We start from the raw sequence: 16679 nt of genomic DNA, 5'->3' as shown, positions 1-16679 counted from the left end.
CTGCGTCCACGCCGTGTGAACGTGCACATGAGTGGGCGGGTATGCGATGAGCGAAGCAGCACCGGAGCAGCGTCGCTCACGCGCGCCGAGCATCCGTGACGTCGCGAAGCTCGCCGGCGTCTCGCACCAGACCGTCTCGCGGGTGCTCAACAACCACCCGAGCATCCGCGACGAGACCAAGGCGCGCGTGCTCGAGGTCATGGATCAGCTGCAGTACCGGCCCAACCGCGCGGCCCGTGCCTTGGTCACGAGCCGCTCGCGCACCATCGGCGTGCTCACCTCCTCGCGGGCCGACTACGGTCCGGCGTCGAGCATCCTGGCCATCGAGGAGGCCGCCCAGCTGGCGGGCTATCTCGTCATCACGGCCAACGCCGACGGCAACTCGAGCGCGTCTATAGCCCGCGCCATCACCCACCTCATCAACCAGTCGGTGGAGGGCATGATCGTCATCGCGCCGCAGGTGCGGGTGTTCGACACCCTCGCCGAGATGCGCCTCGACCTGCCCTACATCACCCTCCAGGCCACCGGGCGGCTGAACGACCATTCGCTCGCCGTCGACCAGATCGCCGGCGCCCGCGCGGCGACGCGCCACCTCATCGAGCTCGGCCACCGCGGTATCTACCACCTCGCCGGGCCGCAGGACTGGATCGAGGCGGAGGCCCGGATGAAGGGGTTCCTCCGCGAGATGAGCGACAACGACGTGCCGACCACGGCCCCCATCCTCGGCGACTGGACTGCCGAGTTCGGGTACTACGCCGGGCGCGAGCTCTTGCGCGTGCGCGACTTCACCGCGATCTTCTCGTCGAACGACCAGATGGCGCTCGGCCTCGTGCACGCCATCCGCGACGCGGGGCTTGACGTGCCCCGCGACATCAGCGTCGTGGGCTTCGACGACATTCCGGAGGCCGCCCACTTCTGGCCGCCGCTCACCACCGTGCGGCAGGACTTCGCCGAGCTCGGCAGGCGCGCCATCGCCGCGCTGGTCGAGAGCGCCGAGGCGGGCGGTGACGCCGTCGAGGCCGAGGTCGAGGAGGAGCCCGCCCCCGCCCCCGAACCGCCGCAGGAGCAGCGCCCGCAGCCGCGTGGACTCTGGAGACGGGTGCTGCATCCGGAGCGCGAGACCGTCGAGGCGAGCGTCGAGGAGGAGCCCGGCGCGATGCAGCCCGCGCTCGTCGTTCGCCGGTCGACAGCGCCGCCTTTCGCCGGCTGACGTCGCCGCGGTTCGCCGGCCGGCGGTGCCGCCCTTCGCCGGGCGGCACCGACCCCTCCGCCGGCCGGCATCGTCGCGTTTATCGAAACGAGACCTTGGCCGACTTGACAGAGCGAACCCCGAGGGTCTTACTATGTTCCAGATGTGACCGTTCACATCACGACCGATGTGAACGGTCACACAAGACGAAGGAGTCCCCGGACCATGCAGTACGCCGACCAGTCCCTCCCCCAGTGGGCGGCGGGCATCTCCGCGGGTGGTCTCGCGTGAGCGGCTTCGGTCCGGAGATCGAGGTGGGCATCGCGAGGCTGCGCGCCGAGATCGCGAAGCTCCACTCGGAGCTCCCGCGCTACGACCTCGTGGTCTGGACGGGCGGCAACATCTCGGGCCGCGTGGCCGGGGCCGACCTGTTCGTCATCAAGCCCTCCGGCGTCTCCTACGACGAGCTCGCCCCCGAGAACATGATCCTCTGCGACCTCGACGGCAACGTCATCCCCGACACCCCCGGTGCCACCCGCTCGCCGTCGGTCGACACCGCCACCCACGCCTACGTCTACCGCACCCTCCCGGAGGTCGGCGGCATCGCCCACACGCACTCGCCCTTCGCGGTCGCCTGGTCGTCGCTCGGCGAGGGCATCCCGTGCATCGGAACGACCGCCGTCGAGGAGTTCGGCCCCGAGATCCCGCTCGGGCCCGCTGCGGCCACCGGAGACGGCTCGATCGGCCGCGGCATCGCCGCGACGCTCGCGAAGCACCGCTCGCCGGCCGTGCTGATGGGCGGGCACGGCCCGTTCACTCTCGGCCCCGACGCGAGGGCCGCCGTGAAGTCGGCGGTGCTCGTCGAAGACGCGGCCCGCGTCGCCTACCTGGCCCGGCAGCTCGCCGGTGCCCCACACGCTCATCCATCCCCTACCGAGATACCGACGAAGAAGTCACACACCACACGAAAGGAATCACAGTGAAGATCACGAAACTGCTTGCGGGAGTCGCCGCAGGTGCCCTCATGGTCAGCCTGGCAGCCTGCTCCTCGGGCGGCTCCGGCAGCACCGACAGCTCAGGCGGCGGCAGCGGAGACGGCGGCCTCATCGGCGTCGCGATGCCCACCAAGTCGTCGGAGCGCTGGATCCAGGACGGCAACGCCGTCAAGGAGCAGCTCGAGGCAGCCGGCTACACCGTCGACCTGCAGTACGCAGAAGACGACATCCCCACCCAGGTCTCGCAGATCGAGAACATGATCACCAAGGGCGCCAAGGCCCTGATCGTCGCCTCGATCGACGGCACCACGCTCACCAGCGTGCTGCAGGAGGCCGCCGACAGCGACATCCCCGTCATCGCCTACGACCGCCTCATCCGCGACACCGAGAACGTCGACTACTACGCCTCCTTCGACAACTACAAGGTGGGCGTGCAGCAGGCCAACTCGGTGCTGAACGGCCTCGGCCTCGTCGACCTCGACGGCAAGGCGATCGACGGTGCCCCCGCCGGCCCCTTCAACATCGAGCTGTTCGCCGGTTCGCCCGACGACAACAACGCCACCTTCTTCTGGGACGGCGCGATCGACACCCTCCAGCCCTACATCGACAAGGGAACCCTCGTCGTGAAGAGCGGCCAGGAGGACTTCGAGCAGGCCGCGACGCTCCGCTGGGACGGCGAGACCGCTCAGAAGCGCATGGAGAACATCCTCACCTCGACCTACTCCGACGGGTCGAAGGTCAACGCGGTGCTGTCGCCCTACGACGGCATCTCGCGAGGCATCATTTCCGCCCTCACCGACGCCGGCTACAGCGTGGGCGCCGAATGGCCCGTCATCTCGGGTCAGGACGCCGAGCTCGACTCGGTGAAGGCGATCGAGGCCGGCGAGCAGTACGCCACCATCTTCAAGGACACCCGTAACCTCGCCAAGGTCGCGGTCGAGATGGCGTCGGCGCTGCTCGAGGGCAACGAGCCCGAGACGAACAACACCACCGACTACGACAACGGCGTGAAGGTCGTTCCGAGCTACCTGCTCGAGTCGCAGATCGTCGTCAAGGACAACATCGAAGACGTCCTGGTGAAGTCGGGCTACTGGACCGAAGACGAGATCAAGGGCTGATCGAGCCCTGCTCCGACCGAGGCCCCGGCCGCGTGGACAGCGCGGCCGGGGCCCCGGCCGGTCACTGGACGAGGCGAGAAAAGGACAACAGTTCGATGACGGATGATCGCACCAACATTCTGGAGATGCGCGGCATCACCAAGACCTTCCCGGGCGTGAAGGCGCTGCAGGACGTGACGATCCACGTCCGTCGCGGTGAAGTCCACGCCATCTGCGGCGAAAACGGCGCCGGCAAGTCGACACTCATGAAGGTGCTCTCGGGCGTGTACCCGCACGGCACCTACGACGGCGACATCGTCTTCGAAGACGAGGTGCAGTCGTTCCGCGACATCCGGGATTCCGAGGCCAAGGGCATCGTGATCATCCACCAGGAGCTCGCGCTCAGCCCCTACCTCTCGATCGCCGAGAACATCTTCTTGAACAACGAGCTCAAGGGGCCGCTCGGTCTGATCGACTGGAACAAGACCAACCACGAGGCCGCGTCGCTCCTGGCGCGCGTGGGCCTGCGTGAGAACCCCACCACCAAGGTGCGCGACATCGGCGTGGGCAAGCAGCAGCTGGTGGAGATCGCCAAGGCGCTCTCCAAGCGCGTGAAGCTGCTCATCCTCGACGAGCCGACCGCGGCCCTCAACGACGAGGACAGCGACCACCTGCTCAACCTGATCCTGCACCTCAAGGAGCAGGGCATCACGTCGATCATCATCAGCCACAAGCTGAACGAGATCAAGAAGGTCGCCGACTCGGTCACCGTCATCCGCGACGGCAAGACCATCGAGACAATGGCGAAGACGGAGGTGACCGAGGAGCGCATCATCAAGGACATGGTGGGCCGCGACCTCGAGCACCGGTACCCCGATCACACCCCGCACATCGGCGAGGAGATCTTCCGCGTCGAGGAGTGGACGGCGCATCACCCGCAAGACCCCACCCGGGTCATGGTCGACTCCGTCGACCTGAACGTGCGCGCGGGCGAGATCGTCGGCATCGCCGGGCTGATGGGCGCCGGTCGCACCGAGTTCGCGATGAGCGTCTTCGGCCGCAGCTACGGCTCGCGCATCTCGGGCCGGGTGTTCGTGAAGGGCAAGGAGGTGAAGACCCGCACGGTGGCCGAGGCGATCGACAACGGGCTCGCCTACGCCACCGAAGACCGCAAGACCTTCGGCCTCAACCTCATCGACGACATCAAGCGCAACATCTCGATGGCCGCGCTCGACAAGCTGGAGCGCTTCGGCATCGTCGACGACGGCAAGGAGTTCCAGGTCGCCAACGAGTACCGCAAGAGCATGAACATCAAGGCTCCGTCGGTGCTGGCGAAGACCGGGAAGCTCTCCGGCGGCAACCAGCAGAAGGTCGTGCTGTCGAAGTGGATCTACTCCGACCCCGACGTGCTCATCCTCGACGAGCCCACCCGCGGCATCGACGTGGGGGCGAAGTACGAGATCTACAGCATCATCAACAAGCTCGCGGCGCAGGGCAAGGGCATCATCGTGATCTCCTCGGAGCTTCCCGAGCTGCTCGGCATCTGCGACCGCATCTACGCCCTCTCGGAGGGCCGCATCACCGGCGAGCTCCCCATCGCGGAAGCCGACCCCGAGTCGCTGCTCAAGCTCATGACCATGGAAAAGCCCCGCTAGCGCCCGCGCTGACGGAGAGGAGAGAAGAAGACCATGTCCGATATGGAGACCAAGCCGTCTGACACGACGGCCGCGGGTGCGCAGGTCAATCCCGTGGAGAACAAGTTCACCGACCGGCTCAGCCACATCCTCGGCGACCTGGGCAAGAACGGCATCTTCATCGCGCTGATCCTGGTGGTGGTGCTGTTCAGCATCCTCACCAACGGCATCCTGCTGCGACCGCAGAACATCTCGAACCTGATCGTGCAGAACGGGTACATCCTCGTTCTCGCGATCGGCATGGTGATGGTCATCATCGCCGGCCACATCGACCTCTCGGTCGGATCGGTCGCCGCGTTCGTCGGTGCCGTGTCGGGTGTGTTCGCGGTGCAATGGGGGCTTCCCTGGTGGCTGTCGATCATCCTGTCGCTGCTCGTCGGCGCCCTGGTGGGTGTCTGGCAGGGCTTCTGGATCGCGTTCGTCGGCATACCCGCGTTCATCGTGACCTTGGCGGGCATGCTCATCTTCCGAGGTCTCGCCCTCGTGGTGCTCGGCAACGCCAACATCGGCTCGTTCCCGGCCGAGTACCGTGCGCTCGGTAACGGCTTCCTCACCAACGTCTTCGGTGAGTTCGAGCTCGACCCGCTGACGCTCGGCATCGCTGCGATCGCCGTCATCGCGCTCGTCGTGCAGCAGTTCCGCACCCGCCGCGGGCGCCAGAGCTACGGCCAGGAGGTCGAGCCCTTCGCCTGGTTCATCGCGAAGCTCGTGCTGGTCGCCGTGGCCATCGGCCTGTTCGCGTTCGCGCTCGCCACCTACAAGGGCATCCCGGTGACGCTCATCGTGCTGGCCGTGCTGGTGCTCGTCTACGGCATCATCATGAACCGGTCGACCTTCGGCCGTCACGTCTACGCCATCGGCGGCAACCTGCACGCGGCGGAGCTCTCGGGCATCAAGACCCGCAACGTCACCTTCTGGCTGTTCGTGAACATGGGCTTCCTGGCGGCGCTCGCCGGCCTCATCTTCACCGCGCGCCTCAACCTCGCCGGCCCGAAGGCCGGTGACGGCTTCGAGCTCGAGGCCATCTCGGCGGCGTTCATCGGCGGTGCTGCGGTGCAGGGTGGTGTCGGCACCATCGGCGGCGCCATCATCGGTGGTCTCATCATCGGTGTGCTGAACAACGGTATGTCGATCATGGGTATCGGCATCGAGTGGCAGCAGGCCGTGAAGGGTCTCGTACTCCTCCTCGCCGTCGCCTTCGACGTGTACAACAAGCGACGCTCCGGCGGACGCTGACCGTCGTCATCACTCTGGTCGCCCCCGGCGCCCGTTCGGCCGCTACGCTTCGCGTGGTCGGCTTGCGGGAGCCGGGGGCGACTGTCATCGTGAGGGGATCATGAGCGGCGCCATCCACCTTCCTCTGCCCGTCGGTGAACTCGTCGCCCTCCCCGGGGAGGTGCTCGTCGCGGTCGGCGAGAACCGCTCCGGCCTGGCCGGCGTCGCGCAGCACGTCGTCGACCACATCGTCTCCGGCCCTCGGGATGCTGCGGTGTGGGCGTCGATCGGGCGGCGACGCGGGCTCGTGCCGGGAGCCGACGTCGCGCAGAACGTCTTCATGGGGCGCGAGCGCCGGCGCCGCTGGGGGCCGCTTCGCTGGGGGATCGACGAGCGGGCGACCCGTGCCGAGGCCGCCGAGCTGCTCGCCGCGCTCGGGTCGGCCGTCTCGCCGCTCGAACCGGCCGAGGCGATCGGAGAGTTCGACCGCATCGCGGTGGAGCTCGCGCGGGCGCTCGCGCGCGAGGCGGTGCTGGTCGCGCTCGACGAGCCGACGGCCGATCTCGGGCCCGGCGACGCGGTGCGGATGCAGGCGGCGCTCGCCGAGGTGCGGCGGCGGGGGGTCGCGGTGGTGGTGTTCAGCGAGCGGCCGCGCGCGGCGCTGGCAATGGGCGACCGGGTCGTCGTGGTGCGCGACGGGGCGGTGGTGGGGGAGCACTCGCGCGGGGAGTGGGAGGGGCCGGGTGTCGGCGGTGTCGAGCGGATGCGCAACACGGTCTTGCGGGAGATGGTCGCGCGCCCGGAGCTGTCGGTTCCGTCGTCGCCTCCTGCGCGGTCGGTCGAGGATGGCGAGCTGCTCGCCGTGTCGGGGTGGACGGTGGGGGACCCCGTCGACCCGAGCCGCGAGCTTGTTCACGACGTGGGTTTCTCGGTGCGGGCGGGGGAAGTGCTCGGCATCGCCGGGCTCCGTGATTCCGGAGCTTCGCCGCTGCTGCTCAGTCTGTACGGTCACTCGGAAGGAACCTTCCGGGCGGGCCGGATCGAGGTCGGCGGCCGCGAGGTCGACACTTCGAGTGTCGAGAAGGCGATCGCGGCAGGGCTCTTCCTCGTGGCGACGAACCCGCCGCGGTATCGCGTGCGGTTCATCGGGGGGATCGCGATGCCGGTGTCGGCATCGTCGCTTCCTCGACTCGCGCGCATGGGGCTTGTCGATCGCGACAGCGACACCGACCCGGGTGACGGGCTCGGCGGCAGGCTCATGGGTGCCGTGCGCTCGATGAACCGCGGGGGCGCTCAGGCCGATCAGCTGCTCGGGCTGCTGCGCGAGTTCCCCGCTTCGGAGCGTCGGGTGCTGCTGCTCGACGACCCCTCCCACGGGCTCGACACCGCGCAGCGCGCGGAGCTGCACCGCGGCATCGAGCGCATCCGCGACGCGGGCAAGTCGGTCGTCTTCACCTCCGACGACCTGATCGAGCTCTACGCCGTGAGCGACCGCATCCTCGTCATGGCCGATGGCCGCATCACCGGCACCCTCGACACCTCCACCCCCCTCGACCCCCTCACCCTCGCCACCCTCCTAGCCCCCCACTGACCAGCGCGTCCGCGCCCCCACGCCCGCACCCCGCACCTGCACCCCCGCGAGACTTCCTCCCCAATTTCTTACGGACAAAGTCCGTCCTAACCGACTTTCCGACGGACTTTGTCCGTAAGAAACGCGAGTGGGGTGGGAGGAGGGCCCCCGTCAGGGGTGAGGTTGGCCGGACGGGGCGCAAGGGAGGGGGAGGTGGGCGGATGCCCACCTCGGCAGGATCTCCCGTACAAAGTCCGGGATAACCCACGTCTTCACGGACTTTTACCGTGAGAACTGGGTCGGGGTGGGGTTAGAGGGGGTGGCGGGTGGCGCCGAGGGAGGGGGTGACTTCGAAGATGGTGGGGGTGCGGTAGCCGGCGGTGGCGAAGGCGGTGAGGTGGGCGTCGCGGAGGGTGGCGACGTGGGAGCGGGGGATGAGGGCGATGGCGGAGCCGCCGAAGCCGCCGCCGGTCATGCGGGCGCCGATGGCCCCGTGCTGACGGGCGACCTCGACCGCGAGGTCGAGCTCGGGTACGGAGATCTCGAAGTCGTCGCGCATCGACACGTGGGAGGCGTCGAGGAGGGGGCCGATCGCACCCGCGCCGCGGTCGCGGAGGGTGGCGACCGTCTCGAGCACGCGCTCGTTCTCCGTGATGACGTGGCGCACGCGACGGAAGGTCTCGTCGTCGAGCAGGGCTTCGGCCCGCGCGAGGTCGTCGACTCGGAGGTCGCGCAGTGACGTCACGCCGAGCGCGGCGGCCCCCGCCTCGCACGAGGCACGCCGGGCGGCGTAGCCGCCGGTGGCGTGCTCGTGCTCGACCCGGGTGTCGGTGACGACGATGGTGAGCTCTTCGTCGTGGAGACCGAGCGGGATGACGCTCGAGTCGAGCGAGCGGCAGTCGAGCAGCACGACGGAGTCGGGCTTGCCGAGCAGCACGGCCGACTGGTCCATGATGCCGGTCGGGGCGCCCACCACCACGTTCTCCGAGCGCTGGCCGATCTTCGCCAGGGTCTGGCGGTCGAAGCCCAGTTCCCAGAGCTCGTTCACGGCGAGGGCGACGACGCTCTCGAGCGCTGCCGACGACGACAGCCCCGCACCCACCGGGATGTCGGAGACCAGGTACAGCTCGATGCCCGGCACCTGCTCGAGGTCGGCGCCGAACGCGCCGGCCGCCCAGATGGCGCCGAGCGGGTAGGCCGACCAGCCCGAGATCGTCTCGGGAGAGAGCTCGTCGAGGGAGATCTCGACGAGCTCGTCGGTGAACGCCGACGCGACGCGCACGAGCCTGTCGTCACGCAGCCGAGCCGCCATCACCGTGTGCCGGTCGATGGCGAAGGGCAGCACGAACCCGTCGTTGTAGTCGGTGTGCTCACCGATGAGGTTCACGCGGCCCGGCGCCGACCACAGCGAGGTGGGCGCACCGCCGTGATGCCGGGCGAAGCCGGCGAGCACGGCGTCGACGAGGGCCTCGGGGAGTGGCATGGAGGCCGCGGAGGCGGGGGTGGGGGTGAGGTCGTTCACGTCAGTTCTCGCTGTCGGCTCGGAGGTGGTCGGCTCGCTGAAGCGCGTCTCGAACAAGCGCCGCAGACGCCTCGGGCGGCACATCGCCGATGAAGGCCCCCATCGCCGCCTCCGACCCCGCGAGGAACTTGAGCTTGTCGACGGCCCGCCGCGGCGATGTGATCTGCAGCATGAGACGGATGTCGTCGCGGTGCGCGTGCACCGGCGCCTGGTGCCAGGCCGCGATGTAGGGCGTCGGGGTGTCGTACAGGGCGTCGACCCCGCGCAGCAGGCGCTGGTAGAGCACGGCGAGCTCGTCGCGCTCTTCGCCTGACAGCCCCGCGAAGTCGGGCACGTGCCGGTGGGGGAGGAGGTGGATCTCGAGCGGCCAGCGCGCCGCGAACGGCACGAACGCGGTGAAGTGCTCGCCCTGCAGCACGACACGGTCGGACTCCTGCTCGAAGGCGAGGATGTCGGCGAACAGCGCCGGCCCGTAGCTCTCGATCGAGGCGATGAGCTTCTGGGTGCGCGGGGTGATGTAGGGGTAGGCGTAGATCTGCCCGTGGGGGTGGTGCAGCGTGACGCCGATGGCCTCGCCACGGTTCTCGAACGGGAACACCTGCTCGACGCCGGGCAGTTCGGAGAGCGCGGCCGTGCGGTCGGCCCACGCCTCCACCACCGTGCGCGCCCGCGAGGGCGACAGCGTGGCGAACGAACCGTCGGTCGACGGGCTGAAGCACACGACCTCGCACCGGCCCACCGAGGGCTTCACCCGCCCGAGGCCGATCTCGGCAAGCGACTGCAGCTCCCCGACGGCCCGCGAGTCACCAGACGCTCCGGATGCTCCGGTCACCTCGGCGAGGTCGGGCCCGAAGGAGGGCGACTTGTTCTCGAACACGGCGACGTCGTAGAGGCTCGGCACCTCGGTGAGGTTCTCGGGCGTCGACGGAGCCAGCGGGTCGAGGTGCTTCGGGGGCAGCATGACGCGGTTCTGCCGCGCGGCGGCGATGGAGATCCACTCCCCGGTGAGCGGGTCTTGGCGCATGGAGGCGACGGGCGGGCGCGGTGCGGCGGGGCGCAGGTCGGGAGCGCGCTCCGGGTCGAGGGTGCTGTCGGCGTCGTCGAAGTAGATGAGCTCGCGACCGTCGGAGAGGTGGTGCACGCGCTTCGTGATGCCGTGGGAGAGCTGAGTCACACGACGATTACCCCACTTTCGATTCCACAAGTCAAGTCGAAAGAACGAAGATGATTGACAAGCAAAGCAAAACAACCGAAACTCGACGCATGTCCTCCGACTTCGAGCAGCTTCCGGCGGCCGTGCGCCGCGACCGCATCATCGCGCGCGTGCTCGACACGGGCTTCGTGCGGGTCGCCGAACTGAGCCGGGAGTTCGGGGTGTCGGAGGTCACCGTGCGCTCCGACCTCGACGCCATCGAACGCGAGTACCCGATCGACCGCGTGCACGGCGGCGCGGTGCTTCGAAACGGCGCCGGCCGCCGGGAGGAACCGTTCGAGGCGGCGCTCGCCACCTCGGCCGAGCAGAAGCGGCGCATCGGGCAGGTCGCGGCGGGGATGGTGTCGAGCGGGTCGAGCATCATCCTCGACGTCGGAACGACGCCGGCCGCCATCGCCGCTGCGCTCGTCGAACGCGACGACCTCGACGACGTGGTCGTCGTCACGAACAGCCTCACCACGGCGCTCGCGCTCGAGCCCGCCATCCCGCGCCTCACCGTCGTCGTCACCGGCGGCACGCTGAGGCCCCTGCAGCACTCGCTGGTGGCGCCCTTCGCCTCGAAGGTGCTCGACGAGCTGCACGTCGACCTGGCGTTCCTCGGCGGCACCGGCGTGCATCCGCATCACGGGGCGACCAACGTGAACCTCCCCGAGACCGAGCTGAAGCGGCAGATGCTGCTCTCGGCCGAACGCGCGGTCTTCGTCGCCGACTCCTCCAAGCTGGGCGTCGTCGACCTCGGCCGCATCGGGGGCATCGAGGAGTTCCACGTGCTGGTCACCGCCGACCCCGAGCCCGGTGCCCTCGACGGCTTTGCCGAGCGGGGGCTCGAAGTCATCGTCGCCTGAGCGACCGACCGCCCGACACACGCGACCCGCGCATCCGTCAACCCCACCGGCCGACGCATCGCCGGCCGCCCGCGGTTCCCTAGACTGGACACGACGCCGGCGCCTCGAGTTCGCCGGGGTGCCCGCCTCCCTCACCTCCATCGCCACCGACGGCGGGGCGCGCCCCCGCAGAATGCCGTTCGCCCTCCGTGACCACCGCCTCCACCGCCTCCCTCTCCGCGACCACCGTGGTGCATCCCGGTGACTCCCTCACCCTGCGCCAGCGCCTGCTGTACATCGTCATCCTCGGCGCCCTCACGGCGCTCGGCCCCTTCACGATCGACCTCTACCTCCCCGCGTTCCCCACACTCGAGGCCGACTTCGACGTACCGGCCGCGATGATCCAGCTCACCCTCACCGGCACCACGGTCGGCTTCGCGCTGGGCCAGCTCGTGATGGGCCCGCTGAGCGACCGCATCGGGCGGCGCAAGCCCATCCTCGTCGCCACCGCGGTGCACGTGGTGGCCTGCGTGGGCGCGGCCGTGGCTCCCGAGATCTGGAGCCTCGGCGTGTTCCGCGTGCTGCAGGGCATGGGCGCCGCGGCGGGCGCCGTGGTCGCGATGGCGATGGTGCGCGACCTGTTCGGCGGCCGCCCACTCGTGCTGATGCTCTCCCGGCTGGCACTGGTGTCGGGCCTCGCCCCCATCCTCGCGCCGCTCATCGGCTCGCAGCTGCTGCTCGTCGTCGACTGGCGCGGCATCTTCTGGGTGCTCGCCGCCTACGGGGCGATCGTCATCACCGTCGTGGCGATCGGCATCCGCGAGACGCTGCCCCCCGAACGCCGCCACGACGCCGGCCATGCCACCGCCGGGCAGCGCTATCGCGCCGTGCTCACCGACCCCGTCTTCGTCGGCGTGGCCCTCATCGGCGGCATGACCTTCTCGGGTCTGTTCTCCTACCTCTCGGCGAGCTCCTTCCTGTTCCAGCAGGTCTACGGCTTCGACCCGCAGCAGTACGGGGTGCTGTTCGCCGTGAACTCGCTCGGCATCGTGGGCGGCGTGCAGCTCAGCTCCCGCCTCACCCGCTGGTTCGGTCCGCAGTGGATCATCGCGGTCTCCACCGTGCTTCTCGTCGCCATGGCGGGGCTCATCGTGCTGTTCTCCGAGTTGCAGCTGGGCCTCTGGGGCACGCTGGTGCCGCTGTGGTTCTTCATCTTCGCCTGCGGGCTCACCTTCCCGTGCGTGCAGGTGCTCGCCCTGAACGACCACGGCCATGAGGCCGGCACGGCGGCGTCGCTGCTCGGCGCCGTGAACTTCGGCTTGGCCGGCCTCATCTCACCGCTGGTCGGCGTGCTCGGCATCGGCAGCGCCGTACCGATGGCCGCCGTCATGGCGGGAACGGCCGTGGTGAGCATCCTGTCGCTCTGGCTCATCGTGAGGCCCTGGCGGGTGCCCGAGCTCACGAGATGAAGCGGATGCGCGGGCGGGCGGCCACGGGCACGTCGCGGTAGTCTCGCGAGATGTCGACCACCCCGCCTCCGCCCCCCGTCGAGCACGGGGAACCGCTGCCACCCGACGCACCGACGCCGTACAAGGTGGCGCGGTTCTGGCCGGTGGTCTCGGGGGCCGTCGCGCTGCTGTTCGCCCTCGTCATCGGTGCCCTGGTGGTGCTCCGCGAGCAGGGGCTCCCGTTCGCCTTCGACGCCGAGTGGATGGAGGAGATCGTCGAGCACCGCGCCCCCTTCTGGGAGGTGCCCTCGCTCGTCATGAACTACCTCGGCGGCGGTGTGGTGGCCGTGTTCGTCGTGCCGATCATCGTGATCGTCACCCTGCTGCTGTTCCGCCGCCCCTGGGCCGCGCTGTACTTCACCATCGCCATCATCGTGAGCGCCGGGCTCGTGCAGGTACTGAAGACCGTGGTGGGCAGGCCCCGCCCCGAAGACATCCTCGTCGTCTCCGACTTCGGGTCGTTCCCCTCGGGCCACTCGGCGAACGCCGCCACCATCGCGGTGACCTTCGGCATCGTCTTCGCCCGCGTGTGGATCTGGGTGGCCGGCTCGGTCTACACCCTCCTCATGATGGCCAGCCGCACCTACCTCGGCGCGCACTGGGTGAGCGACACCATCGGCGGGCTGCTGCTCGGGGCCGCGGTCGCGGCGCTGCTCTGGGCGCCGTTCGCCGCCAAGCTCTACCGGGAACGCGCCGCCGACCATCGGCCGGTGTGGATGCGCGGCGACCGTTCCGCAATCAGACCCTGACCGGTAACGTCGACCCATGAGAATTCTCCTTGTGGGCGCCGGCGGCGTGGGCGACGCCATCGCGAAGATCGCTGCCCGACGTTCCTTCTACGAGCACATCGTCGTCACCGACTACGACGTCGCCCGGGCGGAGCGCACCGTCGCGTGGATCGCCGGCCGGCACGGCGACGAGGTGGCGGCCCGCTTCTCGGCCGACAGCATCGACGCCTCCGACCCCGACAGCGTCTCCGCGGTGGCCGGGAAGCACGGCGCCACCCACGTGATGAACGCGGTCGAGCCGAAGTTCGTGCCCACCATCTTCGCGGGGGCGCTCGCCGCTGGGGCCGACTACCTCGACATGGCGATGAGTCTGTCGGAGCCGCACCCCGTGCATCCGTTCACCGAGACCGGGGTAAAGCTTGGCGATGACCAGTTCGCGCAGGCCGCCGACTGGGAGACCCGGGGGCGGCTCGCGCTCGTGGGCATGGGCGTCGAGCCGGGGCTGAGCGACGTGTTCGCGCGCTACGCCGCCGACCACCTGTTCAGCGAGATCGACGAGCTCGGCACACGCGACGGCGCCAACCTCGTGGTGCGCGACTCCGACGGCAACGAGATCTTCGCGCCCTCGTTCTCGATCTGGACCACCATCGAGGAGTGCCTCAATCCGCCCGTCATCTGGGAGAAGGACAAGGGCTGGTACACGACGCCGCCGTTCTCGGAGCCGGAGGTGTTCACCTTCCCCGAGGGCATCGGCGACGTGGAGTGCGTGAACGTGGAGCACGAGGAGGTGCTGCTCATGCCGCGCTGGGTCGACGCCAAGCGGGTGACCTTCAAGTACGGGCTCGGTGAGGAGTTCATCGGCATCTTGAAGACGCTGCACCAGCTGGGCCTCGACAAGACGACGCCGCTGCGGGTGCGCTCGGCGAACGGTCCGGTCGAGGTGGCTCCGCGCGACGTGGTGGCGGCCGGGCTGCCCGACCCCGCCACGCTCGGGCCGTTCATGACGGGCAAGACCTGCGCGGGGCTGTGGGTGACCGGAACCGGCACCGACGGCGAGCCGCGCGAGGTGTACCTCTACCACGTGAGCGACAACGAGTGGACGATGGCCGAGTACGAGGCGCAGTGCGTGGTGTGGCAGACGGCGCTCAACCCGGTTGTCGCCCTCGAGCTGCTGGCCGCGGGCACCTGGTCGGGGAGCGGGGTGCTCGGGCCGGAGGCGTTCGATGCCGAGCCGTTCCTCGAGCTCATGGCCCGGCCCGAGGCCGAGGGCGGGTACGGGCAGGCCTGGGGGCTCGAAGACCGGCTGGCGTGACGATGACGGTGCCCGAGCAGAGTTCCCCCCTTCCCGAGCTCGACCCGGTCGAGCTCGAGGAGGTGGAGCTGCACCGCGTGTCGATGCCCCTGGTGCGGCCGTTCGAGACGAGCTTCGGGCGCCAGTACGTGCGCGACGTGCTGCTCGTGCGGGTGCGCACGGGCGACGGCGAGGGCTGGGGCGAGTGCGTGGCGATGACCGACCCGGTGTACTCGAGCGAGTACGTGGAGGGCGTGGCCGAGGTGCTCGCGCGCTACCTCGCTCCGGCGCTGCTCGGGGTGCGGACGCTCGGCGCCCGCGACGTGGGTGCGGCGCTGGGCTTCGTGATCGGGCACCGGATGGCGAAGGCCGCCCTCGAGACCGCCGTGCTCGATGCGCAGACCCGGGCCGCCGGGGTGAGCTTCGGCGAGTACTTCGGGGCCGTGCGCCCTGAGGTGGAGTGCGGGGTGTCGGTGGGCATTGCCTCCTCGATCGACGAGCTGCTGGAGGAGGTCGCGTCGTACCGCGACGCCGGCTACCGGCGCATCAAGCTGAAGATCAAGCCCGGGTGGGACCTCGAACCGGTGGCCGCCGTGCGGTCGCTGCTCGGGCCCGACGCGCTGCTGCAGGTCGACGCCAACACCGCCTACACGGTCGACGACATCGACCATCTGCGCCGGCTCGACGACTTCGGGTTGCTGCTCATCGAGCAGCCCTTCGTCGAGGAGGACATCGCGAGCCACGCGGCGCTCGCCGCGGCCATCGACACGCCCGTGTGCCTCGACGAGTCGATCACCTCGGCCGAGGTGGCGGTCGACGCGATCGCGCGCGACGCGACGTCGATCGTCAACATCAAGGCGGGGCGGGTCGGCGGCTACCTCGAAGCGGTGCGGGTGCACGACGTGTGCCGGGCGCGCGACGTGCCGGTGTGGTGCGGCGGGATGCTCGAGACCGGTGTGGGAAGGGCGGCGAACGTGGCGCTCGCGGCACTGCCCGGCTTCACGCTGCCGGGCGACACCTCGGGGTCGGACAGGTACTTCGCCGAAGACCTCACCGAGTCGTTCGTGCTGGTGGAGGGCCGGCTGGCGGTGCCGACGGCGGCGGGCTCCGGCGTCACGGTGCGGGAGGAGCTGCTGCAGGAGTGGCGCTCGCAGCCGGTGCGCTACCTCGGGCATGTCTGAGCCGGGCGGGGAGGCTGCGGCGGCGGGTGCGGGGGCCGGGGCAGCGTCGGGTGCCGCCGTGCAAATCCGCACCGCCTCCGCCGCAGGCGGATTCGGAACCGCAACCGGCACCGCCGACCGCGACGCGATCGCCCACATCTGCATCGCCACCGGCGACGCGGGAACGGATGCGCGGGCCGGCGGCTTCGACACCGCCGCCCTCGACGCGCTGGTCGCCCGCTACGCCACCCCCTACCTCGATCTCGAACCCGCCTTCGCCGTCGTGGCGGAGGTCGACGGCCGGGTCGTCGGCTACGCGCTCGGAGCCCTCGACACGGCGGAGTTCGCCGCAGGCTTCGAGCAGCTCGACGACCTCGCGCTCACCCCCGGCGAGCGGCGCGAGCACGCCGCGGGGCTTCTCGTCGCCCAGGCCGCGGGGTTCCCCTCGCACCTCCACATCGACCTGCTGCCCGAAGCGCAGGGGCACGGTCTCGGGCGTCGGCTCATCGAGGAGCTGCTCGCCCGCCTTGCCGCTGCAGGGTCACCCGGGGTGCACCTCGGTGTCGACCCGCGCAACTCGGGGGCTCTCGCGTTCTACCCGCGGGTCGGATTCGTCAGGGCTGACGGAGCGGAGCCGATCTTCACCCGCAGGCTCGCGGCGAGCTGATCCCCG

General features: G+C 69.8%; 14 protein-coding genes. 12 read left to right on the top strand and 2 right to left on the bottom strand.

Annotated features, from left to right (window positions below; genetic code table 11):
* Positions 1-46 precede the first annotated feature (46 nt).
* The 6 genes from HL652_RS14215 (at position 47) to HL652_RS14190 (ending at position 7781) form a co-directional block, all read left to right on the top strand.
* A complete protein-coding gene (locus tag HL652_RS14215; RefSeq protein WP_171705917.1) occupies positions 47-1210 on the top strand; it encodes a LacI family DNA-binding transcriptional regulator in 1164 nt (387 codons plus the stop codon).
* A gap of 266 nt (positions 1211-1476) precedes the next feature.
* Positions 1477-2172 carry an L-ribulose-5-phosphate 4-epimerase gene (locus tag HL652_RS14210; RefSeq protein ID WP_171705916.1) on the top strand — a complete coding sequence of 232 codons (696 nt, stop codon included), beginning with the start codon at positions 1477-1479 and terminating at the stop codon, positions 2170-2172.
* Positions 2169-3302, top strand: a complete 1134-nt coding sequence (gene chvE, locus HL652_RS14205; protein WP_305848736.1) for a multiple monosaccharide ABC transporter substrate-binding protein — start codon at positions 2169-2171, stop codon at positions 3300-3302. Before HL652_RS14210 ends, chvE begins: the two co-directional genes overlap by 4 nt.
* Before the next feature lie 95 nt (positions 3303-3397).
* Positions 3398-4936, top strand: a complete 1539-nt coding sequence (gene mmsA, locus HL652_RS14200; protein WP_171705915.1) for a multiple monosaccharide ABC transporter ATP-binding protein — start codon at positions 3398-3400, stop codon at positions 4934-4936.
* A gap of 42 nt (positions 4937-4978) precedes the next feature.
* Complete coding sequence (gene mmsB, locus HL652_RS14195; RefSeq protein ID WP_371743647.1) at positions 4979-6211, top strand: multiple monosaccharide ABC transporter permease; 1233 nt, start codon at positions 4979-4981, stop codon at positions 6209-6211.
* 100 nt (positions 6212-6311) lie between these two features.
* Positions 6312-7781 carry a sugar ABC transporter ATP-binding protein gene (locus HL652_RS14190; protein ID WP_171705913.1) on the top strand — a complete coding sequence of 490 codons (1470 nt, stop codon included), beginning with the start codon at positions 6312-6314 and terminating at the stop codon, positions 7779-7781.
* A gap of 289 nt (positions 7782-8070) precedes the next feature.
* Here HL652_RS14190 and galK read toward each other — a convergent pair whose 3' ends face one another.
* Both galK and galT read right to left on the bottom strand, forming a co-directional pair.
* The gene (galK, locus tag HL652_RS14185; protein ID WP_171707364.1) at positions 8071-9243 is read right to left on the bottom strand and encodes a galactokinase; all 1173 of its coding nucleotides are present in this window, start codon (positions 9241-9243) and stop codon (positions 8071-8073) included.
* Positions 9244-9283: 40 nt separating this feature from the next.
* Positions 9284-10456, bottom strand: coding sequence for a galactose-1-phosphate uridylyltransferase (gene galT / locus HL652_RS14180; protein WP_171705912.1), 1173 nt, complete (start codon positions 10454-10456; stop codon positions 9284-9286).
* Positions 10457-10545: 89 nt separating this feature from the next.
* Here galT and HL652_RS14175 point away from each other — a divergent pair, with 89 nt between their 5' ends.
* From HL652_RS14175 to HL652_RS14150, 6 genes are all read left to right on the top strand, one after another.
* Entirely contained in the window at positions 10546-11340 is a 795-nt protein-coding gene (locus HL652_RS14175) for a DeoR/GlpR family DNA-binding transcription regulator (RefSeq protein WP_171705911.1), read from the top strand.
* 188 nt (positions 11341-11528) lie between these two features.
* Positions 11529-12788, top strand: a complete 1260-nt coding sequence (locus tag HL652_RS14170) for a multidrug effflux MFS transporter (protein WP_171705910.1) — start codon at positions 11529-11531, stop codon at positions 12786-12788.
* Between the two features lie 50 nt (positions 12789-12838).
* Complete coding sequence (locus HL652_RS14165) at positions 12839-13576, top strand: phosphatase PAP2 family protein (protein WP_171705909.1); 738 nt, start codon at positions 12839-12841, stop codon at positions 13574-13576.
* A gap of 16 nt (positions 13577-13592) precedes the next feature.
* The gene (locus HL652_RS14160) at positions 13593-14867 is read left to right on the top strand and encodes a saccharopine dehydrogenase family protein (protein ID WP_171705908.1); all 1275 of its coding nucleotides are present in this window, start codon (positions 13593-13595) and stop codon (positions 14865-14867) included.
* 2 nt (positions 14868-14869) lie between these two features.
* Entirely contained in the window at positions 14870-16027 is a 1158-nt protein-coding gene (menC, locus tag HL652_RS14155; RefSeq protein ID WP_171707363.1) for an o-succinylbenzoate synthase, read from the top strand.
* Positions 16020-16673: a GNAT family N-acetyltransferase gene (locus HL652_RS14150; protein WP_171705907.1), complete on the top strand. Its 654-nt coding sequence runs from the start codon at positions 16020-16022 to the stop codon at positions 16671-16673. Before menC ends, HL652_RS14150 begins: the two co-directional genes overlap by 8 nt.
* Positions 16674-16679: the final 6 nt, after the last annotated feature.

It is taken from the genome of Herbiconiux sp. SALV-R1 (genome assembly GCF_013113715.1).
Classification (GTDB): Bacteria; Actinomycetota; Actinomycetes; order Actinomycetales; family Microbacteriaceae; genus Herbiconiux.
This window is presented reverse-complemented; position numbering and strand designations above follow the sequence as displayed.